The sequence below is a fragment of the Luteimonas marina genome, assembly GCF_007859325.1.
In the GTDB taxonomy this organism is placed as follows: domain Bacteria; phylum Pseudomonadota; class Gammaproteobacteria; order Xanthomonadales; family Xanthomonadaceae; genus Luteimonas; species Luteimonas marina.
This window is the reverse complement of sequence record NZ_VOHK01000002.1, coordinates 537,785-561,268: the sequence shown is the minus strand read 5'-3', so window position 1 is coordinate 561,268 and position 23,484 is coordinate 537,785. Positions and strand designations below refer to the sequence as shown.

Genomic DNA, 23,484 nt, shown 5'->3' with positions numbered 1-23,484 from the left:
CCCGCATGACCGACATCCCGACGCAGAACTGGCTGATCGCCCTCCTCGTGACCACGGGCGCGGGACTGGCCACCGGCTTCGGCAGCCTGCTGGTGTTCGCGTCGAAGAAGCCGAATGCACGCCTGCTCGCGTTCGGCCTCGCCTTCGCCGGCGGCGCGATGGTCTACGTGTCGCTGGCCGAGATCCTCAACAAGTCGATCGCCTCGTTCACCCTGGCCTACGGCGACAAGCTCGGCTTCACCTGGGGCACGCTGTCGTTCCTGGCCGGCGTGCTGCTGATCGTCACCATCGACCGGCTGGTGCCCAATCCGCACGAACGACTGGAGGTGGACGATCCCTACTTCCGCCAGCACAACCGCGACTACATCAAGCGCGTCGGCCTGCTGACCGCGATCGCGATCACCGCGCACAACTTTCCCGAAGGCCTGGCGACGTTCTTCGCCACCCTCGGCGATCCCGGCGTCGGCATGCCGCTGGCGTTCGCGATCGCGATCCACAACATCCCCGAGGGCATCGCGATCGCGGTGCCGGTGTACTTCGCCACCAACAACAAGGTCTATGCGTTCATCGCCTGCCTGCTGTCGGGCCTGGCCGAACCGGTCGGCGCGATCATCGGCTACGTGCTGCTGCGCCCGTTCCTGTCGGAGGCGGTGTTCGGCGCCGTGTTCGGCGTCATCGCCGGGGTGATGGTGTTCCTCGCCCTGGACGAACTGCTGCCGGCCGCCAAGCGCTACGCCAAGGGCCACGAAACCGTGTACGGCCTGGTCACCGGCATGGGCGCGCTGGCGATCAGTCTGGTGCTGTTCAAGTGGTAGGGGCTTCCCCGGCTCCCTCGGCTACCATCTCCATCAGTCGCCATCCTTTCAGCCGTCATCCCCCTCACCGTCATCCCGGCGAAAGCCGGGATCCATCTTGATCTTGCCCTTCGACGGCAACAGCAAACGACAAAGGCAAAATGGATCCCGGCTTTCGCCGGGATGACGAGCTGCGGTGGATCGAACCAAGCCACGATGACGGCACGAACGCAAACGGCCCGCTTGCGCGGGCCGTTGCCTCTTCCTCTTCCGGCGACTACGCCGATCAGGCCGCGAACAGCGCCTTCATCTTCTTCAGCGCATTGGCCTCGACCTGGCGGATGCGCTCGGCCGAGACGCCGTACTCGTCGGCCAGCTCCTGCAGCGTGACCTTGCTGTCGGCATCGAGCCAGCGGCGCCGGATGATGTCGCGCGAGCGCGCGTCCAGCCTCGCCATGCCCTCGCGCAGCAGCTCGAGCTGGTCGGCCTCGCTGTCGCGGCGCTCGTAGGCCTGCGCCGGATCCTCGTCGCGGGCGACGAGGTAGGCGGCCGGCGACGGCGGCGCGTGGTCGTCGTCCTCGTCGCTCGGCGCGTCGAAGCCGATGTCGCGGCCCGACAGGCGCGACTCCATCTCCAGCACCTCGCGCTCGGACACGTTGAGGTCCTTCGCCACCGCGCTGACTTCCGCCGCGTTGAGCCAGCCCAGGCGGGTCTTGCTCTTGCGCAGGTTGAAGAACAGCTTGCGCTGCGCCTTGGTCGTGGCGACCTTGACGATGCGCCAGTTCTTGAGGATGAACTCGTGCATCTCGGCGCGGATCCAGTGCACCGCGAAGCTGACCAGGCGCACGCCGACCTCGGGGTCGAAGCGCTTGACGGCCTTCATCAGGCCGATGTTGCCTTCCTGGATCAGGTCGCCCAGTTGCAGGCCGTAGCCGCTGTAGCCGCGGGCGACGTGCACGACGAAGCGCAGGTGCGAATGCACCAGCTCGCGCGCGGCGTCGAGGTCCTCGTGGTCGCGGAAGCGCCGCGCGAGGTCCTGTTCGTCCTCGACCGACAGCACCGGGATCTGGTGGACCGCGCCGATGTAGGCCTCCAGCGAACCGACCGGGGTCAGCCCGGTGAAGGCGGGAACCGGCAGGTTGTTGGCAACGAGGGCTTGGGTCATGGGGGTCTTCATGCTCACGAGTTTAGCAGTCGGCATGTGTGACTGCTAAGGAACGGGAAAGTTCCCCAGCGTTGCGCTGATGGAACGGGGAACGGTCGGCAGCGGCGTCCAGAGCACTTCATCGTGTCGGCAAAGCCAGAAACCAAGCCAGCGCGAAAACATGAACCTGAAATTTCAATAAAAACAATATTTTATAACCATTTCCGTAGACCTGCGGGCTGGCTGCCGAGCGCATGGACGCCTCCGGCCCTCCCGCTGGTATCGCGTTCGACCACCGGTCCGGCCGCTCCGGCCTCGCCAAGGCCGGACTTTCCAACGGAAACAGGCCGGGGAACCGGCCCGTCGGAAGCAGCGTCCGGGTCGCAAGGAGCGGATGGCGGCGGCGCCAGCCGTCCTTTCCCGCCCCCGGAAGACAGAACGACTGCGACCGGGGCTGGCGAGGCCCGTTGCATCAATTAGATATTTCCAATAATATCGAAATATGAAAAACGCCGATGCCGTGGCGCTGCTGGGTGCCCTTTCCCAGGAAACCCGTCTGGCCGTGTTCCGCCTGCTGGTGCAGCAGGGACCGGACGGGCTGCCCGCCGGCCGGATCGCCGACCGGCTTGACATCAGTCCCGCGACGCTTTCCTTCCATTTGAAGGAACTCACCAACGCGGGCCTGACCCTCTCGCGGCAGGACGGTCGCTTCGTCATCTATTCGGCCAACTACCCGGCGATGGACAAGCTGCTGTCCTTCCTGACCGAGAACTGCTGCGCCGGTACGCCGTGCGAAGCCTCCGCCACCGCATGCGCCAAGTAGCCCGAGGAGCCCTGCCATGAAACGCCTGCACGTCCACGTCTCGGTCAGGAACCTGCCGGAGAGCATCCGGTTCTACTCCGGCCTGTTCGCCGCGCCGCCGAGCGTCGAGAAGGACGACTACGCCAAGTGGATGCTCGAAGACCCGCGCGTGAACTTCGCCATCTCGACGCGCGCCGATGCCGTTGGCGTCAACCATCTCGGCATCCAGGTCGAGAGTGCGGATGAATTGTCCGAGATCGAGGAACGTGCCCGCATCGCCGGACTGTCCAGCGAACCCGAGGCCGGCGCGAACTGCTGCTACGCGCGTTCGGACAAGCACTGGCTGGAAGATCCACAGGGCGTGGTCTGGGAAGCCTTCCACACCATGGGCGATATTCCCGTCCATGGCCGCGGCCGCAGCGGTGACGTCTCCGATGAAGCGTGCTGCGCACCCGCTCGTCCGACCGGGAACGCAAAGGCTGCCTCCTGCGGCAGCGCCGCGTCGGGCTGCTGCTGATGGCCAGCCCTCCCTACAACATCCTGTTCCTGTGCACCGGCAACAGCGCCCGCAGCATCCTGGCCGAAGGCCTGGTGAACCAGCTGTCCGGTGGTCGCTTCAAGGGTTACAGCGCCGGCAGCCAGCCCACCGGGCAGGTCAATCCGTTCGCGCTGGAAACGCTCCAGAACCTCGGCTGCGGGACGGCAGGGTTCTCCAGCAAGAGCTGGGACGTGTTCGCCGCGCCGGATGCACCGAAGATGGATTTCATCATCACCGTCTGCGACAGCGCGGCCGGCGAGGCCTGTCCGTTCTGGCCGGGTTCGCCGATGACCGCGCACTGGGGATTCCCCGATCCAGCCAGGGCCGAGGGCGGCGACGAGACGAAGCGCGCCGTCTTCGCCAGGACGGCGCAGGCCATCGCGCGCCGCCTGCGCCTGTTCCTGAGCCTGCCCCACGACAAGCTCGACCGGCTGTCGCTGCAGAGGGAAGTCCGCGCGATCGGCGAGTCCTGACGTGCCGCTGCTGCGCCGCACGGCCGCCGAAGCGCTGGGAACTGCGTTCCTGCTGGCGGCAGTCGTCGGCTCCGGGATCATGGCCGAACGTCTGGCGGGCGGAAATGTCGCGCTGGCACTGCTCGCCAACGCGATCGCCACCGGCGCAGTCCTGTTCGCGCTGATCGTGGTGTTCGCCAACGTGTCCGGTGCGCATTTCAATCCGGCCGTCACCATCGCCATGATGTTGCGCAGGACACTCGGGATGGGCGAAGCAGCCGGCTACGTCGGCGCGCAGGTGGTCGGCGCGATGGCAGGCGTGGCGGCGGCGCACGCCATGTTCGACCTGCCCTTGTTCTCGATGTCCGAACAGGCGCGCGAAGGTAGCGCGCTGGTCTGGAGTGAGTTCGTGGCGACCTTCGGCCTGGTGCTGGTCGTCTTCGGTGCATCGCGTCACGGCGTGCCGGCGACCGCACTGGCGGTCGGCGCCTACATCGCCGCCGCCTACTGGTTCACGGCCTCGACGTCGTTCGCCAATCCGGCGGTGTCCATCGCACGTGCCCTCACCGACAGCTTTTCCGGCATCCGGATCACGGACGTGCCCTGGTTCATTGCTGCACAGCTTGTCGCGGCGACGGCAGCGTGCGTGGCCGGCCGCTTGATCTTCACGATGGCTCCGACCGAAGCCCCGGATCCATCACCCCCCTGAATCAAAAGGGGGCGGCCAGAATGTGGAACCGATGAAGGACTGCGCGAGAGCAGGCAGCCACTGCCTTAATGGCCTCTCTCAGCTTGCGGAGGAGGACTGGAATGGAGGCAGCCCCGCAAGGGCGCCGCCGCCCATCCGTATCCGCCTACCGCGGCGCAGGCACCGAACCGGCGCTGTAGGGATACTGCGCGAAGATCTCGGCCATGGTGCTGTCGATGCGCGCGTCGCGGTCGGCCGGGGTCTTGTGCTTGGTCACGCGGCCGACGGCGATGCCTTCCCACACCAGCCGGTTGCGCGCGGCGTCGACCAGGTCGACGTTCAGCGTGCCCTCGGTGTAGCGGTAGACGTCGGTGCGGTCGCGCCAGTACGGCACCACGTAGTAGCCGCGGGCGCGATAGCTGTAGTAGTAGGCGTAGTCGACGCTCGGCATGGTGCTGACGTCGGTGCGCTGCTGGGTGTAGGCATTGATGTTCAGCCACAGGTCCGGCTGGTCGGTGGTGAACACGTAGCCGCGCGACTCCATCTGCGCGCGGGCCGCGGCCTTCATCCGCTCGCTGGCCGCGGAGCTGTAGCCTTCCTTCTCGATCGCCAGCGGCGCGTAGAAGCCGAAGCTGCGGTAGCGGGCGAAATCCGCTTCCGGATCGGCCTCGGTGGTGATGCGCGGACCGGTGGCGCAGGCGGCCAGCAGGGCGGCCGTCGCCAGCCCGAAGATCCATGCTGCGGCGCGAAACGTGGTCATGGCCATTCCCTCCTGTCGGTCCCGCGGACGCTAGCACGCGCGGCGCTACGCCGGATGAATACTCCCCTCCGCGGCCGTCGGCGGCATCCGGCGGCGGACGAACGGCGCTTGCACGCAGAAAATTGTCATTTCGACCGCAGGGAGAAATCCCGTCTCCGGCGCGCGGGGAGAAGATTTCTCCCTGCGGTCGAAATGACGGCGTTGCTCCGGGCTGTTCCCTTGATTGGGAGAAGAACCCTTTTCCTGCCGCCGCGCAGGTCATCCCCGCCGGTAGACCTGCGCGCCCTGCCCGCGGAATTCGGCGGACTTCTCCGCCATCCCGGCCTCCAGCGCCTGCGCCTCGTCCACGCCGTGCCCGGCGGCGTAGTCGCGCACGTCCTGGGTGATCTTCATCGAGCAGAAGTGCGGGCCGCACATCGAGCAGAAGTGGGCGAGCTTGTGCGCGTCCTTGGGCAGGGTCTCGTCGTGGAATTCCTTGGCCTTCTCCGGATCCAGGCCGAGGTGGAACTGGTCCTCCCAGCGAAACTCGAAGCGCGCCTTGGACAGCGCGTTGTCGCGCACCTGGGCGCCCGGGTGGCCCTTGGCGAGATCCGCGGCGTGCGCGGCGATCCTGTAGGCCATGATCCCGTCGCGCACGTCCTGCCGGTTGGGCAGGCCGAGGTGCTCCTTGGGCGTGACGTAGCAGAGCATGGCGGTGCCGAACCAGCCGATCATCGCCGCGCCGATCGCGCTGGTGATGTGGTCGTAGCCCGGCGCGATGTCGGTGGTCAGCGGGCCGAGGGTGTAGAACGGCGCCTCGCCGCATTCGGCGAGCTGCTTGTCCATGTTCTCCTTGATCAGCTGCATCGGCACGTGGCCGGGGCCTTCGATCATGGTCTGGACGTCGTGCTTCCAGGCGATCTTCGTCAGTTCGCCCAGCGTTTCGAGTTCGCCGAACTGGGCGGCGTCGTTGGCATCCGCAATACAGCCCGGGCGCAGGCCGTCGCCGAGCGAGAAGGCCACGTCGTAGGCCTTCATGATCTCGCAGATGTCCTCGAAGTGGGTGTAGAGGAAATTCTCCCTGTGGTGCGCGAGGCACCACTTGGCGAGGATGCTGCCGCCGCGCGAGACGATGCCGGTCACGCGCTTGGCCGTCAGCGGCACGTAGCGCAGCAGCACGCCGGCATGAATGGTGAAGTAGTCCACGCCCTGCTCGGCCTGCTCGATCAGGGTGTCGCGGAAGATCTCCCAGGTCAGCTCCTCGGCGCGGCCGTCGACCTTCTCCAGCGCCTGGTAGATCGGCACGGTGCCGATCGGCACCGGCGAGTTGCGGATGATCCACTCGCGGGTCTCGTGGATGTGCTTGCCGGTGGACAGGTCCATCACCGTGTCGCCGCCCCAGCGGATCGACCAGACCAGCTTTTCCACTTCCTCGGCGATGCCCGAACTCACGGCCGAGTTGCCGATGTTGGCGTTGATCTTGGTGAGGAAGTTGCGGCCGATGATCATCGGCTCGCTCTCGGGGTGGTTGATGTTGTTGGGCAGGATCGCGCGGCCGCGGGCGATCTCGTCGCGCACGAACTCCGGGGTGATGACCTTCTGGATGCTCGCGCCGAAGGCTTCGCCGGGATGCTGGCTGCGCAGCATGTCGTCGCGCACCAGTTCCAGGCGCTGGTTCTCGCGGATGGCGACGAACTCCATCTCGGGCGTGACGATGCCGCGGCGCGCGTAGTGCATCTGGGTGACGTTGGTGCCGGCCTTCGCGCGACGGGGCAGCAGGCGCGACGGGAAGCGCACCGCGTCGAGCCTGGTATTGGCCTCGCGCGCGCGACCGAACTCGGAGCTCAGCGCGTCCAGCGCCTGGGTGTCGCCGCGTTCTTCGATCCAGCGCGCGCGCAGCGGCGGCAGGCCGGCCGACAGGTCGATGCGCGCCTCGGGATCGGTGTACGGCCCGGAAGTGTCGTAGACCGTGACCGGCGGGTTGTCCTCGCCGCCGAACAGGGTCGGCGTCTTCGTCAGCGCGATCTCGCGCATCGGCACGCGCAGGTCGGGGCGCGAGCCTTCGACGAAGATCTTGCGCGACCCCGGGATCGGCCGGGTGACGGATTCGGAAAGTTGCTCGGTCTGCTGGACCAGCGAGGCGGGAACGGCGTTCATCGGCATCGTCCTTTTGAATCCCCGCACATGGATGTGCGGTCTCTTGCGAGGGATTCGCATCAGGCCCGCGAGGGATTCGCAGGCCACGAACGAAGCGAAGGCGCGGGACGGTCGGATTGCGGGCCCGGAACGGCTGGGCGATACGGCGCGTCCTGCGAAGCTTCCCTACGCCGGCATCACCCGGATCAGGTTCGAAGGGTCTGTCTCAACCGCGCCGTGGCGCGGTACCCCCGCTTCGGGCGTCATTTGACCATGCGGCGGGCCTTCGGGCCAGCCTCAGCGCAGGGCGGCGTTGATCTTCGCCAGCGCCGCCGCCCCCGGGCACAGCTCGGCGGGCCCGAGCGCGTTCAGCGGCGTGTCCACGGTGCGGAGGTGGCCGTGGAGGTCGTCCGCGGCGGGGTCCACGAACAGCAGTCCGGTCGCCAGCTCGCCGCGCGCGTGGCGCTGCTGGATCAGGTTCAGCGCGGCGATCCGGTCGCGCGGGTCGTAGCCGGCGTCGAGCTTGTGCAGGCGCAGCACGCTGCCGTCGTGCTGGGGCACGTCGATGGTGCTGCCGGGCGCCTGCTCCAGTTCGATCGCCGCCCGCGGCGTCATCACGTCCAGGCGGTTGACCGCCTCGTTGTGTTCGCGCACGTGGTCGTAGCTCCTGGTGCTGCCAGCGTGGTTGTTGAAGGCCACGCAGGGGCTGATCACGTCGAGGAAGGCCGCGCCCCGGTGCGACAGCGCGCCCTTGATCAGCGGCACCAACTGCCGCTTGTCGCCGGAGAAGCCGCGGCCGACGTAGCTGGCGCCCAGCTGCAGCGCCATCGTCACCATGTCCAGCGGGCTGTCGGCGTTGGCCACGCCCTTCTTCGACACCGAGCCCTGGTCGGCGGTGGCCGAGAACTGGCCCTTGGTCAGGCCGTAGACGCCGTTGTTCTCGACGATGTAGGTCATGTCCACGCCGCGGCGGATGGCGTGCACGAACTGGCCGATGCCGATGGACGCCGAGTCGCCGTCGCCGGAGACGCCGAGGTAGGTCAGCAAACGGTTGGCGAGGTTGGCGCCGGTCAGCACCGAGGGCATGCGCCCGTGCACGGTGTTGAAGCCGTGCGACTGGCCGAGGAAGTAGTCCGGCGTCTTCGAGCTGCAGCCGATGCCCGAGAGCTTGGCGATGCGGTGCGGCTGGATGTCGAGCTCCCAGCAGGCCTGGATGATCGCCGCGGAGATCGAGTCGTGGCCGCAGCCGGCGCACAGGGTGCTGATCTTGCCCTCGTAGTCGCGGCGGGTGAAGCCGATGGCGTTGCAGGGCAGGGTCGGATGGTGGAGGCGGGGCTTGGCGAGCCAGGTCATGCCACCTTCTCCTTCCGCCGCGCATGCGGCTGCAGGTGCTCAAGGATCGCGCCGCTGATGAAGCGCGCGGTGATCGGGGTGCCGTCGTAGTGCAGCAGCGCGATCAGGCGCGCGGGATCGGTGCCGAAGGCGTCGACCAGCAGCAGCCGCAGCTGGCCGTCGCGGTTCTGTTCGACCACGAACACCTGTTCGTGGCCGTCGATGAACGCGCGCACGGAATCCGGGAACGGATACGCGCGCACGCGCAGCGTGTCCAGCGCCACGCCGGCCTCGCGCAGCTGTTCGACCGCCTCGGCCATCGCCGGGCTGGTCGAGCCGTAGAAGATCGCGCCGAAGCGCGTGGGCAGTCCGGCCGGCGCCAGCACCGGCTGCGGCACCAGCGACTTCGCGGTGTCGAACTTCTGCAGCAGGCGCTGCATGTTGTAGACGTAGTCCGGGCCGCGCTCGGAATACTGCGCCTGCGGATTGCGCGAGGTGCCGCGGGTGAAGTACGCGCCCTTGTCCGGATGCGTCCCCGGCCAGGTCCGCCACGGGATGCCGTCGCCGTCGACGTCCTTGTAGCGGGCGAACTCGCGACCCGACTCCAGGTCTTCGGCGCTCATCACCTTGCCGCGGTCGTAGCCGCGCGCATCGTCCCATTCGAACGGCGCGCACAGGCGCTGGTTCATGCCGATGTCGAGGTCGGTGAGCACGAACACCGGCGTCTGCAGCCGGTCGGCGAGGTCGAGCGCCGCGGCCGAGAAGTCGAAGCACTCGCGCGGATCCTCGGGCAGCAGCAGCACGTGCCTGGTGTCGCCGTGCGAGGCGAAGGCGCAGGCGAGCACGTCGGACTGCTGGGTGCGCGTGGGCATGCCGGTGGACGGGCCGCCGCGCTGCACGTCGATGATGGTCACCGGGATCTCGGCGAAGTAGGCCAGGCCGATGAATTCGTTCATCAGCGACACGCCCGGGCCCGAGGTGGTGGTGAAGGCGCGCGCGCCGTTCCAGCCGGCGCCGACCACCATGCCGATCGAGGCGATCTCGTCCTCGGCCTGGAGGATGGCATGGCGCGCCTTGCCGTCGGCATCGACACGAAACCTGCGGCAGTACCTGTCGAAGCCTTCGGCCAGCGAGGACGAGGGGGTGATCGGATACCAGGCGCAGACCGTGGCGCCGCCGTAGACGCAGCCGAGCGCGGCCGCATCGTTGCCGTCGACGAAGATCCGGTCGCCGACCGCGTCCGCGGCCTGCACGCGCAGGCCGATGGGATGCGGCAGGTGGGCCGCCACCCAGTCGCGCCCCAGGTGCAGGGCCTCGACGTTCGGCGCCTGCAGCTTCGGCTTGGCCTTGTACTGCTCGCCGACCAGGGTCTCGACCGCGCCCATGTCGATGTCCAGCAGGGCCGCCAGCGCGCCGACGTACATGATGTTCTTGAACAGCTGGCGCTGGCGCGGATCGTCCCAGGCGGCGTTGCAGAGTTCGGTCAGCGGCACGCCGATCACGGTGATGTCGTCGCGCAGGCGCGCGCGCGGGACCGGCTTGCTGCTGTCGTGGAACAGGTAGCCGCCCGGTTCGATCTCGGCGACGTCGGCATCCCAGGTCTGCGGGTTCATCGCCACCATCAGGTCGACGCCGCCGCGCCGGCCCAGCCAGCCGGCCTCGCTCACCCGCACCTCGTACCAGGTCGGCAGGCCCTGGATGTTCGACGGGAAGATGTTGCGCGGGCTGACCGGCACGCCCATGCGCAGGATCGCCTTGGCGAACAGTTCGTTGGCCGAGGCCGAGCCCGAGCCGTTGACGTTGGCGAACTTGACGACGAAATCATTGACCGACTGCAGTGGCGCGTGGGCGGGGGTCATGCGGCGCCCCCTTTGCCCGTCGCCATGCTTGCACTTGCCGTCATTCCTGCGAAAGCAGGACTGCGCAGGCCGGAGGCCGAAGCGAACATTCGCCACGGCGAATGGCCCGGAGGGCGAGCGCAGCGAGTCATCCATCTTGATCTTGCTCCTTTCGCTCCCGGCAGGAAATCAAAATGGATCCCGGCTTGCGCCGGGATGACGACCGGGGGGCATTCCGTGGTTCCCGGAGTCATGCCGCCTCCTTCGACGCCGCCTCGCCGCAGCCGCAGCCGCCGGCGTACGTCTCCTGCAGCAGGAACTTCTGCATGTCCCAGGCGCCGGTGGGACAGCGCTCGGCGCAAAGGCCGCAGTGCAGGCAGACGTCCTCGTCCTTGACCATCACCCGCGTCGTCTTCAGCGGTTCGGAGACGTACAGCGGCTGCCCGGCGTTGAGCGCCGGCGCGGTCAGCCGGGTGCGCAGTTCGGCCTCGTCGCCGTTGGCGGTGAAGCTGATGCAGTCGGTCGGGCAGATGTCGACGCAGGCGTCGCATTCGATGCACTTGTCGCGGGCGAAGACCGTCTGCACGTCGCAGTTGAGGCAACGCTGGGTCTCCTTCCAGGCGGTGGCGGCGTCGAAGCCGAGCTCGACCTCGACGTCCATGCTGTCGAGCTTCTTCGCCGCCTCCGACCACGGCACCGCGAAGCGCTCGTCGGGCGAGACCGCGTTGTCGTAGCGCCACTCGTGGATGCCCATCTTCTGCGACTCCAGGGTGACGCCGGGCGCGGGGCGGTCCTTCGGATCGGCGCCTTCGAGCAGGCGGTCGATCGAGATCGCCGCGGCATGGCCGTGGGCCACCGCCCAGATGATGTTCTTCGGTCCGAAGGCGGCGTCGCCGCCGAACAGCACCTTCGGCAGGGTCGACTGGTGGGTGACCTTGTCGACCACCGGCATGCCCCACTCGTCGAAGTCGATGCCGAGGTCGCGCTCGATCCAGGGGAAGGCGTTCTCCTGGCCGACCGCGATCAGCACCTCGTCGCAGGGAATCACCTCGTCGGGCTCGCCGGTCGGCACCAGCCTGCGGCGCCCGCGCTCGTCGTACTCGGCGCGCACGCGCTCGAAGCGCATGCCGGTCAGGCGGCCGCTGGCGTGTTCGAAGGCCTTGGGCACGCGGAAGTCGAGGATCGGGATGCCCTCGTGCATCGCGTCCTCCTTCTCCCAGGGGCTGGCCTTCATCTCGTCGAAGCCCGAGCGAACGACGACGGTGACTTCTTCCCCGCCCAGCCGCCGCGCCGAGCGGCAGCAGTCCATCGCGGTGTTGCCGCCGCCGAGCACCAGCACCCGACGACCGACGCGGGTGACGTGGCCGAAGTAGACGTTGGCCAGCCAGTCGAGGCCGACGTGGATGCTGGCCGCGCACTCTTTCCGCCCCGGCAGGTCGAGGTCGCGCCCGCGCGGCGCGCCGCTGCCGACGAAGACCGCGTCGTATCCCTGTTCGAGCAGCGCGCGCATCGATTCGACCCGCGTGTCGCCGACGAATTCCACGCCGATGTCGAGGATGTAGCCGGTCTCCTCGTCGATCACCGCCTCGGGCAGGCGGAAGCGCGGCACCTGGGTGCGCATGAAGCCGCCGGCCTTGGGATCGGCCTCGAACACGGTGACGGCGTAGCCCAGCGGCGCGAGGTCGCGGGCCACGGTCAGAGACGACGGCCCGGCGCCGACGCAGGCGATGCGGCGGCCGTTGCCTTGCGCGGGCGGCTTCGGCATGCGCGCACCGACGTCGCCCTTGTGGTCGGCGGCCACGCGCTTGAGCCGGCAGATCGCCACCGGCTCGGGCTTGTCGCGCATCGACGGCGGGCCGTTGTTCTCCTCCACCCGGCCGCGGCGGCAGGCGGGCTCGCAGGGCCGGTCGCAGGTGCGGCCGAGGATCCCGGGGAAGACGTTGCTGCGCCAGTTCACCATGTAGGCGTCGGCGTAGCGGCCGGCGGCGATCAGGCGGATGTATTCGGGAACCGGGGTGTGCGCGGGACAGGCCCACTGGCAGTCGACGACCTTGTGGAAGGTGTCGGGATTGCGGATGTCGGTCGGCTTCACAGCGTCCCCTGTGGCTGGCTGGCCGGTCGCGCCGGCGGTCGCTCGCGGGGCCGAGCATAGGACGAATTCCGCGCATCGTCACAATCGGGCCGGCGCAGGGCGCCGGAACCGGCCGCCCATCCCTCGTCCGTGCCGGTGCCGTCACCCCTGTCCGCGCCCATGCCCCTGTCATTTCGACCGCAGGGAGAAATCTCCCCTCCGGAACGCAGGAAGCAGATTTCTCCCTGCGGTCGAAATGACAGGCTTTATGTTTGCCCGTTGCCGTTCTCCGCACACCTTTGCGCCGCGATGAGGATGGTTGCCGATGCAACCCACGCCGACGCTTGACGCGCCGCACCATCGTCCGGTATTCATGGCGCCCCATGTCGAACGTCCACGCCATTGCCGCCTTCCGCATCGATGCACCGCACGTGCAGACGGTTGCGATTGCGACGATTACCACCACCGGCACCATTCGGGCCGGGGTGCGGACGCGCGTGCAGGACTGATCGATCACGCCGCTCCGCACCCGATCCGGGTGCGGGCCGCACGGCCTCCCACCTCGACCGGACGCGGAGCCCCAACCGGAGCTTCCCCAACATGTCGTCCGCGCCATCCCAGGTCCTCGGTGACGCCGTTTCCTCCGCCGCCACCTCCGTGCTCGCGGCGATCGCCCCGGCCGGCTCCACCCGCGTGCACAAGTTCGGCGGCAGCAGCGTCGCCGATGCCGCGCGCATCCAGGCGCTGGCGCCGCTGGTCGACGACGGCGCGCAGGTGCGCGCGGTCGTGGTCTCGGCGATGGCCGGCACCACCAACGCGCTGGTGGCGATGGCCGAGCAGGCCGCGTCCGGACAGGACTGGAGCGCGGACTGGAACGCGCTGCGCGAGCGCCACCTGCTCACCGCCGACGCCATCGATCCCGACGCCGGCCACGGCCTGCGCGACGCGATCGCGCGCGACTTCGACGGCCTGCGCGACGACCTGCTGGCGCTGGCCGCGGCCGGCGGCGACAGCGCGCCGCTGGTCGCGCAGGTGCACGGCCTGGGCGAACTCGCATCCTCGCGCCTGGCGCAGGCCGCGCTCGGCGGCGAATCCGGCGGCTGGCAGCGACTCGACGCGCGCGAGGTGCTGGTCGTGCATCCGGGCGAGATGGGCGTGGGCGTGGACTGGGAGGCCTCGCGCGAGAAATTCGCCGACTGGCGTGCGCGCCAGCGGCCGGCGGGCGTGGTGATCACCGGCTTCATCGCGCGCGACCGCGATGGCCGCAGCACCACGCTCGGCCGCAACGGCAGCGACTATTCCGCGGCGATCTTCGCCAACCTGTTCGACGCCGACGAGCTGCTGATCTGGACCGACGTCGACGGCGTGCTCTCGGCCGATCCGCGGCTGGTGCCCGACGCGACGGTGCTGCCGACGATGTCCTACGCCGAGGCCTGCGAACTGGCCTACTTCGGCGCCAAGGTGCTGCACCCGCAGACGATGGCGCCGGTGCAGTCGCGCGACATCCCGCTGTGCATCCGCAACACGCTCAATCCCGCCGCGCCCGGCACCTGGATCCTCGCCCGCAACCCGGACGGCGATGCCGAACTCTCGCCGGTGAAGGGGCTGACCATCGTCCGCGACATGGCGGTGCTGGAGCTGGTCGGCAACGGCATGGTCGGCGTGCCCGGCACCGCCGAGAAGCTGTTCGCCGCGCTGCACCGCGCCGGGGTGTCGGTGACGATGATCTCGCAGGGATCGTCCGAGCACTCGATCTGCTGCGTGGTGCGCGCCAGCCAGGTCGAGCGCGCGCGCGCCGCGGTGGAGGCGGCGTTCGCCGACGCGATGGCCGACGCGCGCACGCAGGCGGTGACCGTCACCCCGGGCATCGCGATCCTCGCCGCGGTCGGCGACGGCATGGTCGGCATCCCCGGCGTGTCGGCGCGCCTGTTCGCCGCGCTGGCGCAGGCGCGGGTGAACATCCGCGCGATCGCGCAGGGCGCGAGCGAGCGCAACATCTCGGTCGCGATCGCCGACGCCGACGCCACCCGCGCCCTGCGCGCGGCGCATTCGGCGTTCTGGCTGTCGCCGCAGACGGTGTCGATCGGCCTGATCGGCCCCGGCCAGGTCGGGCGCGCGCTGCTGTCGCAGATGGCGACGGTGCTGCCGAAGCTGCGCGCCAGCTCGCAGGTCGACCTGCGCCTGCGCGCCGTGGCCAGCAGCGGCTACATGGCGCTGGACCATTTCGCGATCCACCCCGACGAGGCGGTCGACCGCCTGGCCGACATGAGCACGCCGGCCTTCGACGCCGATGCCTTCGCCGCGCACGTGCGCGCCGAGCACCTGCCGCACGCGCTGATCGTGGACTGCAGCGGCAGTGACGCGGTCGCGCGGCGCTACCCGGAATGGATCGCCGCCGGCATCCACGTGGTCACGCCGAGCAAGCACGCCGGCAGCGGCGACTGGGAGCGCTACGTCGCGATCCGCGAGGCCGAGCGCAGCGGCGCGAAGTTCCGCTACGAGGCCACCGTCGGCGCCGGCCTGCCGGTGATCCAGACCCTGCGCACCCTGCTCGACACCGGCGACGAGGTGCAGGCGATCGACGGCATGCTCTCGGGCACGCTGGCCTGGCTGTTCAACAGCTACGACGGCAGCCGCCCGTTCTCGGCGCTGGTGCGCGAAGCGCGCGAGCTGGGCTATACCGAGCCCGACCCGCGCGACGACCTCTCGGGCCTGGACGTGGCGCGCAAGCTGGTGATCCTCGCGCGCGAGGCGGGGCAGGAGTTGTCGCTGGAGGACGTCGCGATCGAAAGCCTGGTGCCTGAGCACCTGCAGACGGTCTCGCGCGACGAGTTCCTGTCGCGGCTGGAGGAGCTCGACGCGCCGATGCAGGCGCGGCTGGAGGCGGCGAAGGCGAAGGGGCTGGCGCTGCGCCACATCGCCCACCTCTCGCGCGGCAACGGTGCGCGCGTGGGCGTGGTCGCGCTGCCCGGAGAGCACGCCTGCCGCCACACCCGCCTGACCGACAACCTGGTGCAGTTCACCACCACGCGCTATGCCAGCAATCCGCTGGTGGTGCAGGGCCCGGGCGCCGGCCCGCAGGTCACCGCCGCCGGCGTGTTCGGCGATATCCTCGCGATCGCGCATTCGCTCAGCAACGGGGTCGGCGTGCACGCATGAGCAGTTCCGCAACCGCCTTCGCCCCGGCGAGCGTGGGCAACATCGGCGTCGGCTTCGACCTGCTCGGGCATGCGATCGCCGGGCCGCGCGATGTCGCCACGGTGCGCCGGATCGACGAACCGCTGGTGCGCATCGAGGCGATCCGCGGCGACATCGCCGGCGTCGAAACGCTGCCGCTCGAGGCCGCGCGCAACACCGCCGGCGGCGCGCTGATCGCGCTGCGCGAGCGGCAGGCGCTGCCGTACGGCTTCGCGCTGGAACTGGACAAGGGCATCCCGCTGGGCTCCGGGCTCGGCGGTTCGGCCGCCTCCTGCGTCGCCGCGCTGGTGGCCGCGAACGCGCTGCTCGATGCGCCGCTGTCGCGCGAGGCGCTGTACGACTTCGCGCTCGACGGCGAGGCGATTTCCAGCGGCAGCCGCCACGGCGACAACGTCGCGCCGATGCTGCTCGGCGGCGTGGCGCTGGCGACGGCGACCCGCGCACTGCGCATCGACGCACCCGACTGGCTGCACGCGGTGGTGGTGCACCCGGACCAGGTGCTGGAGACGCGCCGCTCGCGCGCGGTGCTGGCCGAACCGTATCCACTGCATGCGCTGGTCGAGCAGAGCGCGCACCTGGCGCAGTTCCTGCTCGGCCTGCAGCGCGGCGACGCGGCGCTGCTCCGCGACGGTCTGCACGACGTGCTGGTGGAGCCGCGGCGCGCACCGCTGATCCCGGGCTTCGCGCAGGTCAAGGCCGCGGCGCTGGACCTTGGCGCCCTCGGCGCCAGCATTTCCGGCGGCGGGCCGAGCGCGTTCGCGTGGTTCGACTCGCGCGCCGCGGCGGAGCGCGCGGCGCCGGCGATGCGGCAGGGCTTCGTCGACGCCGGCTTCGAGGCGCGCGCCTACGTCACGCCGGTCAATGCGCCGTGCGCCGAGGTCATCGCCACGTAGTCCTCCTTCATCTTCATCGTCATCCCGGCGAAAGCCGGGATCCATTGTGCCGTTGCGCTCTCGATGAACGGCGACGGCAAGGTCAAAATGGATCCCGGCTTTCGCCGGGATGACGGGAGTGAGGTCTGCCGGCACCTGCACCCAGCCACTTCCACCACCATTCACGAGCCCCCATGCAGTTCACCAGCACCCGAGGCCAGGTCCCACCGACCCCCATCGACGTCGCCCTCGTCGCCGGCCTCGCGCCCGACGGCGGCCTGTACGTGCCCGAACGCTTCCCGCCGGCCGACCTCACCACGCCCGCGCCGTCGCTCGCCGCGATGGCGACGCGCACGCTGGCGCCCTACTTCGGCGGATCGGCACTGCGCGGCCGCCTCGACGCGATCTGCGCCGACGCCTTCTCCTTCGACGCGCCGCTGCGCCCGCTCGACGGCGCCGGCGACCAGCTACTGGAGCTGTTCCACGGCCCCACCGCCGCGTTCAAGGACTACGCCGCACGCTTCCTCGCGCGCGCGCTCGAAGGCCTGCGCGATCCGGCCGCACCGCCGACCACGATCGTCGTCGCCACCTCCGGCGACACCGGCGCGGCGGTGGCCTCGGCCTTCCATCGCCGGCCCGGCTTCCGCGTGGCGATCCTGTATCCGGACGGCAAGGTCTCGCCGCGCCAGGCGCACGGGCTCGGCTGCTGGGGCGACAACGTCGCCGCCTACCGCGTCGACGGCAGCTTCGACGACTGCCAGCGGCTGGCCAAGCAGGCGCTGTCGGACGAGGCGCTGCGCGCGCAGGTGCCGCTGGGCTCGGCCAACAGCATCAGCCTCGGCCGCCTGCTGCCGCAGGCCGCTTACTACGCCCACGCGGCGGCGAGCTTCCGCGCCGCACACGGCGAGGCGCTGAACTTCATCATCCCGACCGGCAACCTCGGCAACGCCAGCGCCGCCTTCGTCGCGCGCGCGATGGGCGCGCCGGTGGGCGAGATTCGCCTGGCCTGCAACGCCAACGACACCTTGCCGCGCTACTTCGCAGGCAGTGACTACGCCGCGCAGCCCACCCGCGCCACCCTCGCCAATGCGATGGACGTGGGCGCGCCGAGCAACTTCGAGCGCCTGCGCCACTGGCATGAAAACGACGACGCGCTGCGCGCCGCGTTCGTCGCCGGATCGGTCGACGACGCGACCATCCGCGACACCATCCGCCGCGCACCCGCGCAGCACGGCATCGTTCCCTGCCCGCATACCGCGACCGGGCTCAAGCTGCTCGAAGACCTGCGCGCCGCGGGCGACGCGCGGCCGTGGGCGGTGGTCGCGACCGCGCATCCGGCGAAGTTCGAGAGCATCGTCGAGCCGCTGGTCGGATACACGGTCGAACCCCCGCCGGCGCTGACGGCGTGCCTGGCGCGCTCCGCAGCGTCGGAACCGCTCGGCAACGACTACGACGCCCTGCGCGCGATCCTCGCCCCATAGGGCGGGCCTGGGCCCGCCGGAACGCCAGTCGCGCGAGCGGCGGGCCGAGGCCCGCCCTATGGGGAAGCCTCCCCATGGCCTTCTCCGCAGTTTCGGCGGGCCCAGGCCCGCCCTACGCCATGAATGTTTCGATCTCGTCCGCGCTGCGGGCGAGGCCTTCGGTGAGCACGTCGTGGCCGTCCTTCGTGATCACGACATCGTCCTCGGTGCGGATGCCGATGCCGCGCCACTTCGCCGCCACCGTGGTGTCGTCGGGCGGGACGTAGAGGCCGGGCTCGATGGTGAACACCATGCCCGGCTCCAGCAGGCGCGATTCGCCGTCGATGCGGTAGTCGCCGACGTCGTGCACGTCCAGGCCCAGCCAGTGCCCGGTCTTGTGCCGGTAGTAGCGCTTGTAGCCGCCGTCGGCGACCTGCTTCTCCAGCTTGCCCTTGAGCAGGCCCAGCCGGAGCAGGCCCTCGGTCAGGGTGTCCACCGCGGCGTTGTGCCCGGCCTCGTAGGCGACGCCGGGCCGGGCCTGCGCCAGCGCCGCCGCCTGAGCCGCGCCGACGAGATCATGCAGCGCGCGCTGTTCCGGCGTGAAGCGGCCGCTGACCGGAAAGGTGCGGGTGATGTCGGCGGCATAGCCGCGGTATTCGGCGCCGGCGTCGACCAGCACCAGGTCGCCGGCGCGCGCCTGCGCGCGATTGGCGCGGTAGTGCAGGATGCAGGCGTTGGCGCCGGCGCCGACGATGCTGCTGTAGGCGGGCTCCGCGTCGGCGGCGCGGAACACGCGCTCGATTTCGGCCTGCAGCTCGTACTCGTGGACGCCCGGCCGCGCCGCGCGCATCGCCGCCTCGTGCGCCTCCATGCTGATCCCCGCCGCGCGCCGCATCAGCTTGAGCTCGTCGCGCGACTTGAACAGCCGCATCTCGTCGAGCAGGTGGCCCAGTTCGAGGAACTCGTGCGGCGGCTGCGCGCCGTGCCGCACCTGCGAGCGCACGCGGTTGAGCCAGCCGATCAGCTTGAGGTCGAACTCGGTGTCGCGGCCGAAGTGGTAGTAGACGCGGGTGCGGCCTTCGAGCAGGCCGGGCAGGATCTCGTCGAGGTCGTCGATCGGGTAGGCGTCGTCCATACCGAAGGCCTCGACTGCGCCCTCCGGCCCGGCGCGCGGACCGTCCCAGCCCTCGCGCTCGGGATCGCGCTCGCGGCAGAACAGCAGCGCCTCGCCGTGCCGGCGGCCCGGCACCAGCACCAGCACCGCCTCGGGTTCGGGGAAGCCGGTGAGGTACCACAGGTCGGAATCCTGCCGGTACGGGTAATGCGTGTCGCGGCTGCGGATGCGCTCGGGCGCGGCCGGCAGGACCAGGATCGCGTCCTCCCCGACCATCCGCATCAGCTGCCTGCGGCGGCGGGCATAGCCCTGCGCCGGGATGCCGGTCGCCGCGCGCATCAGTTCAGGCGTCCGCGATGGCGCGGGCCGAGCGCACAGTCGCCGTGCAGCAGCAGGACCGCCACGCGCACGAATTCCTCGATCTCGGCCAGCGCCGCCTCGTCCTCCTCGTCGCCGCCCTCCTCGGGCACGGCCGCGGCCAGGCGGACGAGGTCGGCCAGGGCTTCGCCGCCCTCCTCCGACAGCGGCGGCGCCGATCCGGCCGCCAGCCCGAAGGCGCCGACGAAGCCGCGGCACCAGTCGAACAGCGCCCCGCTGCGCACGAACAGCGACGCGCCCTCGTCGGGCAGCAGCAGTTCGAAGCCGAAATCGCGATCCTCCAGCTGGGCGACGGTGGCCGCGCGCAGGCGGTCGAAGGCGTCGCCCGGCGCGACCGGCCCGATGCCGTCGTCGGCCAGCACCTTGCCGAGCCAGTCGGGCCCGTCCGCGCCGCCGCCGGCCAGCCAGCCGCACAGGCCGCCATGGAGTTCGCTGGCGCCGAGCCCGAGCTCGCGTTCCCGGCTGGCGGCTTCGATTTCCTGCGGCGGCGGCAAGCTGGCGGACACGCGCGTTTCCTCTCTGCGGATGCGGCAAGTCTAGAACTTCGACCGCGCCGGCGCATGCCACCATGCGCCATCGCATGCTGTCGCCTGCGTGGGCGGGGTGCGGCAACGCTTGTTGTCGGCCCGCGCCCCCGCCTACACTCGGCAGCCACAGTCAGCGGCCGCGCAGGGGTTCTCCGCGTGTTGACCAATCCGGGGGATCTTCAGCTGATGGTCGCGGCGGCTGCCGTGTCCGTGCTGCTGGTCGCGCTGCTGGTCATCACGTTCAAGCGGCGGCAGAGCGAAAAGACCTACATCGAGCGCCTGCGCGAGCGCGAGGAGCGCCTCAAGCTGGCGCTCTGGGCCACCGGCGAACGCTACTGGGACTACGACGTCACCAGCGGCAAGCTGTATCGCCTGGCCGCGGAATCGCGCGAAAGCCCATCCGGCGAGATGGCCGAGGACGTGGCCGACAGCGACACCGTGATCCATCCCGACGACCTGCCGATGGTGCGCCAGCGCGTCGGCGACTACCTCGCCGGCCAGACCGACACCTTCCTGGCCGAGCTGCGCATCGCCAACCGCAAGGGCGACTGGGTGTGGATGCGCGCGCGCGGCCGTGCGGTGTCGCGCGACGCCGGCGGCCGCATCCTGCGCATCGCCGGCACCGCGCTCAACATCACCGGCACCCGCGCCGCCGAGCGCGAGCTGCGGATCTCCAGCGAGGTGCTGCGCAGCATGAACGAGGCGGTCGCGGTGATCGACCGCAACTTCGACTTCGTCTCGGTGAACCCGGCCTTCCTGCGCATGACCGGCTACGACGAGGGCGACGTCGTCGGCCGCAACACCAACATCCTCGACAGCCTGCAGCACGACACCGCCTTCTACCAGCACATCCGCGAGCAGATCCGCAGGAAGGGCCGCTGGAACGGCGAGATCTGGCAGCGGCGCAAGGACGGCGAGGAGTTCCTGTGCCAGATCGAGTCGAGCACGGTCTACGACAAGAACGGCCAGCTGATCCTCTACGTCACCGTGCTCAACGACATCACCCAGCAAAAGCGCGCCGAGCAGGAGCTGCGCTACCTGGCCAACTTCGACACCCTGACCAACCTGCCCAACCGCTCGCTGCTGTCCGAACGCCTGTCGCGCGCGATCGTGCGCGCGCACCGCGAGGACAACAGGATCGCGGTGCTGTTCCTCGACCTGGACCGCTTCAAGGACGTCAACGATTCGCTCGGCCACGCCGCCGGCGACCGCATCCTGCGCGCCGCCGCCGCGCGCCTGCAGCAGACCGTCGGCATGCACCACACGGTCGCGCGCCTGGGCGGCGACGAGTTCACCGTGGTGCTGGAGAACCTCGACACGCCGGAGGACGCGGACAAGGTCGCGCGCGAGATCATCATGGCCTTCGAAGCGCCGCTGCTGCTCGACGACCGCCGCGAGATCGCGATCTCGCCCTCGATCGGCATCAGCCTCTATCCCGACCATGCACACGTGCCGACCGAACTGCTCAAGCAGGCCGACACCGCGATGTACCAGGCCAAGGCCGCCGGCCGGCGCACCTTCATGCGCTACGACGACGCGATGGACGTGGTGGTGCGCCAGCGCGCGACCATCTCCGGCGCGCTGCGCAAGGTGCTCGACCGCGGCGAGCTGCGCGTGGTGTTCCAGCCGCAGCTGGCGCTGGCGCAGGGTCGGATCACCGGCGTCGAGGCGCTGCTGCGCTGGCACAGCGAGGAGCACGGCGAGATCGCGCCGGTGGACTTCATCCCCATGGCCGAGGAGAGCGGGCTGATCCTGGAGATCGGCGAGTGGGTGCTGCGCGAGGCCTGCCTGACCCTGCAGCGCTGGCGCCAGCACGGCCTCGGCGACCTCACCGTCTCGGTCAACGTGTCGGTGCTGCAGCTGCTGCGCGGCGACTTCCCCGACGTGGTCAGCCGCGTGCTCGCCGACATCGACCTGCCGCCGAGCGCGCTCGAACTCGAACTCACCGAAAGCGTGCTGATGGCCAACGCCGAGCACACCGCGGCCAAGCTGCAGGCGTTCCGCGAGCTCGGCGTGTCGCTGGCGATCGACGACTTCGGCACCGGCTATTCCTCGCTGGCCTACCTCAAGCGCCTGCCGATCACCACGATCAAGATCGACAAGGCCTTCATCGGCGACCTCACCCACGACCCGGAAGACGCCGCGATCACCAGCACGGTCATCACCATGGCCCATTCGCTGGGCCTGAACGTGGTCGCCGAGGGCGTGGAGACCGAGGCCCAGGTGCGCTTCCTGCGCGGCCAGCAGTGCGACGAGGTGCAGGGCTTCTGGCTGTCGCCGCCGCTGGACGCCCACGCCTGCCTGGCCTTCATCCGCAACTGGCGCCCGGCCCAGGCGGGCGCGTCCGCGCCCTCGCTGGCGGCGCCTTGACCGCCCCCCGCCCGCTGCCTATCGTGCCGACATGGACCGCCCGGACGTGATCGCCCAGCTTCGCGCCCTCACCGCGCGCATCGACGCGCTGGTCGAGCGTGCGCAGAAGCTGTCCGACGAGAACCGCGCCCTGCGCCAGCAGCACGAGCAGATCGCCGGCGAGCGCTCGCAGCTGCTGGCCAAGAACGAGCAGGCGCGCTCGCGGGTCGAGGCGATGATCGCGCGGCTCAAGTCGCTGGAGCAGCACACGTGAGCGCGTCGAACGAGGCGGTCAGCGTCCACCTGCTGGACCGCGAGTACACCGTCGGCGTCGCGCCCGACGAGCGCGAGAGCCTGGTGGCCGCGGCCAAGCTGCTCGACGGCCGCATGCGCGAGGTGCGCGGCAGCAACCGCATGGCCGCGGTCGACCGCGTCGCCGTGCTCGCCGCGCTCAACCTCGCGCACGAACTGCAGCAGCTGCGCGTGGAAAACGCGCAGCGCGACGGCGAGATCGCGCGCCTGCTCGAGGACCTGCAGCGCAAGCTCGACGGGCTGATCGACGCGCGCTGAGCCGCCGCGTCCACCACCCCGCATTCGCGGGAGTGGCTTCAGCCGCTCCTGCGGGGAACTTCTGGAAACTGTCATTTCTCGCGCAGCGAGCGGCGCCTTGCAACGGCAAAGCCGGTCAATCCAGACGCTTGAAAACCGGGATTTCTCACTGCGTTCGAAATGACGGATTCGGGATTTCCGGAGGTTCCCTACAGGCGTGGGCAGGAAGATGCATGAACCGCGGCACGTTCCGTGCCGACGAACGGGCTTGGCAGGTTTCGCGGCCCGGCTATACTGGATTCGCGTCCTCTGCCGTGTACGACGGCATGCGCAACATTCGCCTTGTCCCTTAATGACGACCACGGGGGCGCCGCGGAATCCGGGAGTGCAGGTCCGCCTTGCAGCGGGAAGCCCGAAGGATGCCTAACGCCTCCACTTGAACCCCGGGTTCAAGGTCGTTTCGCAGGCATCGGCATGGCGGAGGACGTATTCATTCCCGTGTC

Annotated in this window: 20 protein-coding genes, 1 other RNA gene and 1 riboswitch; of the genes, 13 read left to right on the top strand and 8 right to left on the bottom strand. The window is 69.8% G+C overall.

The window, feature by feature from the left end:
- The first annotated feature begins 5 nt into the window (after nt 1-5).
- Nucleotides 6-815, top strand: a complete 810-nt coding sequence (gene zupT, locus FQY83_RS06510; protein WP_146386240.1) for a zinc transporter ZupT — start codon at nt 6-8, stop codon at nt 813-815.
- 265 nt (nt 816-1,080) lie between these two features.
- On the opposite strand, the gene rpoH is transcribed toward zupT, so the two are convergent.
- A complete protein-coding gene (gene rpoH, locus FQY83_RS06505) occupies nt 1,081-1,971 on the bottom strand; it encodes an RNA polymerase sigma factor RpoH (RefSeq protein WP_146386238.1) in 891 nt (296 codons plus the stop codon).
- A 469-nt stretch (nt 1,972-2,440) separates the two neighbouring features.
- Here rpoH and FQY83_RS06500 point away from each other — a divergent pair, with 469 nt between their 5' ends.
- From FQY83_RS06500 to FQY83_RS06485, 4 genes are read left to right on the top strand one after another with little or no spacing between them, the layout of a single operon-like run.
- Nucleotides 2,441-2,761, top strand: coding sequence for an ArsR/SmtB family transcription factor (locus FQY83_RS06500; RefSeq protein WP_146386236.1), 321 nt, complete (start codon nt 2,441-2,443; stop codon nt 2,759-2,761).
- A 16-nt stretch (nt 2,762-2,777) separates the two neighbouring features.
- Nucleotides 2,778-3,257 carry an ArsI/CadI family heavy metal resistance metalloenzyme gene (locus FQY83_RS06495; protein ID WP_146386234.1) on the top strand — a complete coding sequence of 160 codons (480 nt, stop codon included), beginning with the start codon at nt 2,778-2,780 and terminating at the stop codon, nt 3,255-3,257.
- Nucleotides 3,257-3,751, top strand: a complete 495-nt coding sequence (locus FQY83_RS06490) for an arsenate reductase ArsC (RefSeq protein ID WP_146386232.1) — start codon at nt 3,257-3,259, stop codon at nt 3,749-3,751. Before FQY83_RS06495 ends, FQY83_RS06490 begins: the two co-directional genes overlap by 1 nt.
- Nucleotide 3,752: 1 nt before the next feature.
- Nucleotides 3,753-4,439, top strand: coding sequence for an aquaporin (locus FQY83_RS06485; RefSeq protein ID WP_146386230.1), 687 nt, complete (start codon nt 3,753-3,755; stop codon nt 4,437-4,439).
- A 145-nt stretch (nt 4,440-4,584) separates the two neighbouring features.
- Here the strand turns inward: FQY83_RS06485 and FQY83_RS06480 are convergent, their stop codons facing one another.
- From FQY83_RS06480 to FQY83_RS06460, 5 genes are all read right to left on the bottom strand, one after another.
- Nucleotides 4,585-5,178, bottom strand: a complete 594-nt coding sequence (locus tag FQY83_RS06480) for a DUF4136 domain-containing protein (RefSeq protein ID WP_146386228.1) — start codon at nt 5,176-5,178, stop codon at nt 4,585-4,587.
- Between the two features lie 258 nt (nt 5,179-5,436).
- A complete protein-coding gene (gene thiC, locus FQY83_RS06475) occupies nt 5,437-7,314 on the bottom strand; it encodes a phosphomethylpyrimidine synthase ThiC (RefSeq protein ID WP_146386226.1) in 1,878 nt (625 codons plus the stop codon).
- A 144-nt stretch (nt 7,315-7,458) separates the two neighbouring features.
- Nucleotides 7,459-7,556: riboswitch (TPP riboswitch) on the bottom strand.
- A gap of 34 nt (nt 7,557-7,590) precedes the next feature.
- Nucleotides 7,591-8,646, bottom strand: coding sequence for a 2-oxoacid:ferredoxin oxidoreductase subunit beta (locus tag FQY83_RS06470; protein WP_146386224.1), 1,056 nt, complete (start codon nt 8,644-8,646; stop codon nt 7,591-7,593).
- Nucleotides 8,643-10,484: a 2-oxoacid:acceptor oxidoreductase subunit alpha gene (locus tag FQY83_RS06465; RefSeq protein ID WP_146386222.1), complete on the bottom strand. Its 1,842-nt coding sequence runs from the start codon at nt 10,482-10,484 to the stop codon at nt 8,643-8,645. The genes FQY83_RS06470 and FQY83_RS06465 overlap by 4 nt, the downstream gene beginning before the upstream one ends.
- Nucleotides 10,485-10,713: 229 nt before the next feature.
- Nucleotides 10,714-12,555, bottom strand: a complete 1,842-nt coding sequence (locus FQY83_RS06460) for an FAD-dependent oxidoreductase (RefSeq protein ID WP_146386220.1) — start codon at nt 12,553-12,555, stop codon at nt 10,714-10,716.
- A 362-nt stretch (nt 12,556-12,917) separates the two neighbouring features.
- On the opposite strand from FQY83_RS06460, the gene FQY83_RS17895 reads away from it, so the two are divergent.
- The 4 genes from FQY83_RS17895 (at nt 12,918) to thrC (ending at nt 18,085) form a co-directional block, all read left to right on the top strand.
- A complete protein-coding gene (locus tag FQY83_RS17895; RefSeq protein ID WP_272952446.1) occupies nt 12,918-13,043 on the top strand; it encodes a hypothetical protein in 126 nt (41 codons plus the stop codon).
- 91 nt (nt 13,044-13,134) lie between these two features.
- On the top strand, nt 13,135-15,693 hold the full coding sequence (thrA, locus tag FQY83_RS06455) for a bifunctional aspartate kinase/homoserine dehydrogenase I (protein WP_146386217.1): 2,559 nt from the start codon (nt 13,135-13,137) through the stop codon (nt 15,691-15,693).
- Nucleotides 15,690-16,625 carry a homoserine kinase gene (locus FQY83_RS06450; protein WP_146386215.1) on the top strand — a complete coding sequence of 312 codons (936 nt, stop codon included), beginning with the start codon at nt 15,690-15,692 and terminating at the stop codon, nt 16,623-16,625. Before thrA ends, FQY83_RS06450 begins: the two co-directional genes overlap by 4 nt.
- Nucleotides 16,626-16,798: 173 nt before the next feature.
- Entirely contained in the window at nt 16,799-18,085 is a 1,287-nt protein-coding gene (gene thrC, locus FQY83_RS06445) for a threonine synthase (protein WP_146386213.1), read from the top strand.
- 112 nt (nt 18,086-18,197) lie between these two features.
- On the opposite strand, the gene FQY83_RS06440 is transcribed toward thrC, so the two are convergent.
- Both FQY83_RS06440 and FQY83_RS06435 read right to left on the bottom strand, forming a co-directional pair.
- Nucleotides 18,198-19,517, bottom strand: a complete 1,320-nt coding sequence (locus tag FQY83_RS06440; RefSeq protein WP_146386211.1) for an aminopeptidase P N-terminal domain-containing protein — start codon at nt 19,515-19,517, stop codon at nt 18,198-18,200.
- Entirely contained in the window at nt 19,517-20,062 is a 546-nt protein-coding gene (locus tag FQY83_RS06435; RefSeq protein WP_425478599.1) for a UPF0149 family protein, read from the bottom strand. The genes FQY83_RS06440 and FQY83_RS06435 overlap by 1 nt, the downstream gene beginning before the upstream one ends.
- Nucleotides 20,063-20,239: 177 nt before the next feature.
- Between FQY83_RS06435 and FQY83_RS06430 the strand changes: the two genes are divergently transcribed.
- The 4 genes from FQY83_RS06430 to ssrS all read left to right on the top strand — a co-directional run bounded on the left by FQY83_RS06430 (nt 20,240) and on the right by ssrS (nt 23,469).
- Nucleotides 20,240-22,453 (top strand): putative bifunctional diguanylate cyclase/phosphodiesterase, encoded by a 2,214-nt coding sequence (locus FQY83_RS06430; RefSeq protein ID WP_238333423.1) that lies wholly within the window; start codon nt 20,240-20,242, stop codon nt 22,451-22,453.
- A 31-nt stretch (nt 22,454-22,484) separates the two neighbouring features.
- Entirely contained in the window at nt 22,485-22,706 is a 222-nt protein-coding gene (locus tag FQY83_RS06425) for a TIGR02449 family protein (protein ID WP_146386207.1), read from the top strand.
- Nucleotides 22,703-23,002: a cell division protein ZapA gene (locus FQY83_RS06420; protein ID WP_146386205.1), complete on the top strand. Its 300-nt coding sequence runs from the start codon at nt 22,703-22,705 to the stop codon at nt 23,000-23,002. Before FQY83_RS06425 ends, FQY83_RS06420 begins: the two co-directional genes overlap by 4 nt.
- A 282-nt stretch (nt 23,003-23,284) precedes the next feature.
- Nucleotides 23,285-23,469, top strand: a non-coding RNA gene (ssrS, locus tag FQY83_RS06415) — 6S RNA.
- The last annotated feature ends 15 nt before the right edge of the window (nt 23,470-23,484 follow it).

What these genes read in the sequence shown, in the direction of transcription:
- zupT (WP_146386240.1), top strand. Translation starts at nt 6, where the DNA reads ATGACCGACATCCCGACGCAGAACTGGCTGATCGCCCTCCTCGTGACC.
- rpoH (WP_146386238.1), bottom strand. Translation starts at nt 1,971, where the DNA reads ATGAAGACCCCCATGACCCAAGCCCTCGTTGCCAACAACCTGCCGGTT.
- FQY83_RS06500 (WP_146386236.1), top strand. Translation starts at nt 2,441, where the DNA reads ATGAAAAACGCCGATGCCGTGGCGCTGCTGGGTGCCCTTTCCCAGGAA.
- FQY83_RS06495 (WP_146386234.1), top strand. Translation starts at nt 2,778, where the DNA reads ATGAAACGCCTGCACGTCCACGTCTCGGTCAGGAACCTGCCGGAGAGC.
- FQY83_RS06490 (WP_146386232.1), top strand. Translation starts at nt 3,257, where the DNA reads ATGGCCAGCCCTCCCTACAACATCCTGTTCCTGTGCACCGGCAACAGC.
- FQY83_RS06480 (WP_146386228.1), bottom strand. Translation starts at nt 5,178, where the DNA reads ATGACCACGTTTCGCGCCGCAGCATGGATCTTCGGGCTGGCGACGGCC.
- thiC (WP_146386226.1), bottom strand. Translation starts at nt 7,314, where the DNA reads ATGAACGCCGTTCCCGCCTCGCTGGTCCAGCAGACCGAGCAACTTTCC.
- FQY83_RS06470 (WP_146386224.1), bottom strand. Translation starts at nt 8,646, where the DNA reads ATGACCTGGCTCGCCAAGCCCCGCCTCCACCATCCGACCCTGCCCTGC.
- FQY83_RS06465 (WP_146386222.1), bottom strand. Translation starts at nt 10,484, where the DNA reads ATGACCCCCGCCCACGCGCCACTGCAGTCGGTCAATGATTTCGTCGTC.
- FQY83_RS17895 (WP_272952446.1), top strand. Translation starts at nt 12,918, where the DNA reads ATGTCGAACGTCCACGCCATTGCCGCCTTCCGCATCGATGCACCGCAC.
- thrA (WP_146386217.1), top strand. Translation starts at nt 13,135, where the DNA reads ATGTCGTCCGCGCCATCCCAGGTCCTCGGTGACGCCGTTTCCTCCGCC.
- FQY83_RS06450 (WP_146386215.1), top strand. Translation starts at nt 15,690, where the DNA reads ATGAGCAGTTCCGCAACCGCCTTCGCCCCGGCGAGCGTGGGCAACATC.
- thrC (WP_146386213.1), top strand. Translation starts at nt 16,799, where the DNA reads ATGCAGTTCACCAGCACCCGAGGCCAGGTCCCACCGACCCCCATCGAC.
- FQY83_RS06440 (WP_146386211.1), bottom strand. Translation starts at nt 19,517, where the DNA reads ATGCGCGCGGCGACCGGCATCCCGGCGCAGGGCTATGCCCGCCGCCGC.
- FQY83_RS06425 (WP_146386207.1), top strand. Translation starts at nt 22,485, where the DNA reads ATGGACCGCCCGGACGTGATCGCCCAGCTTCGCGCCCTCACCGCGCGC.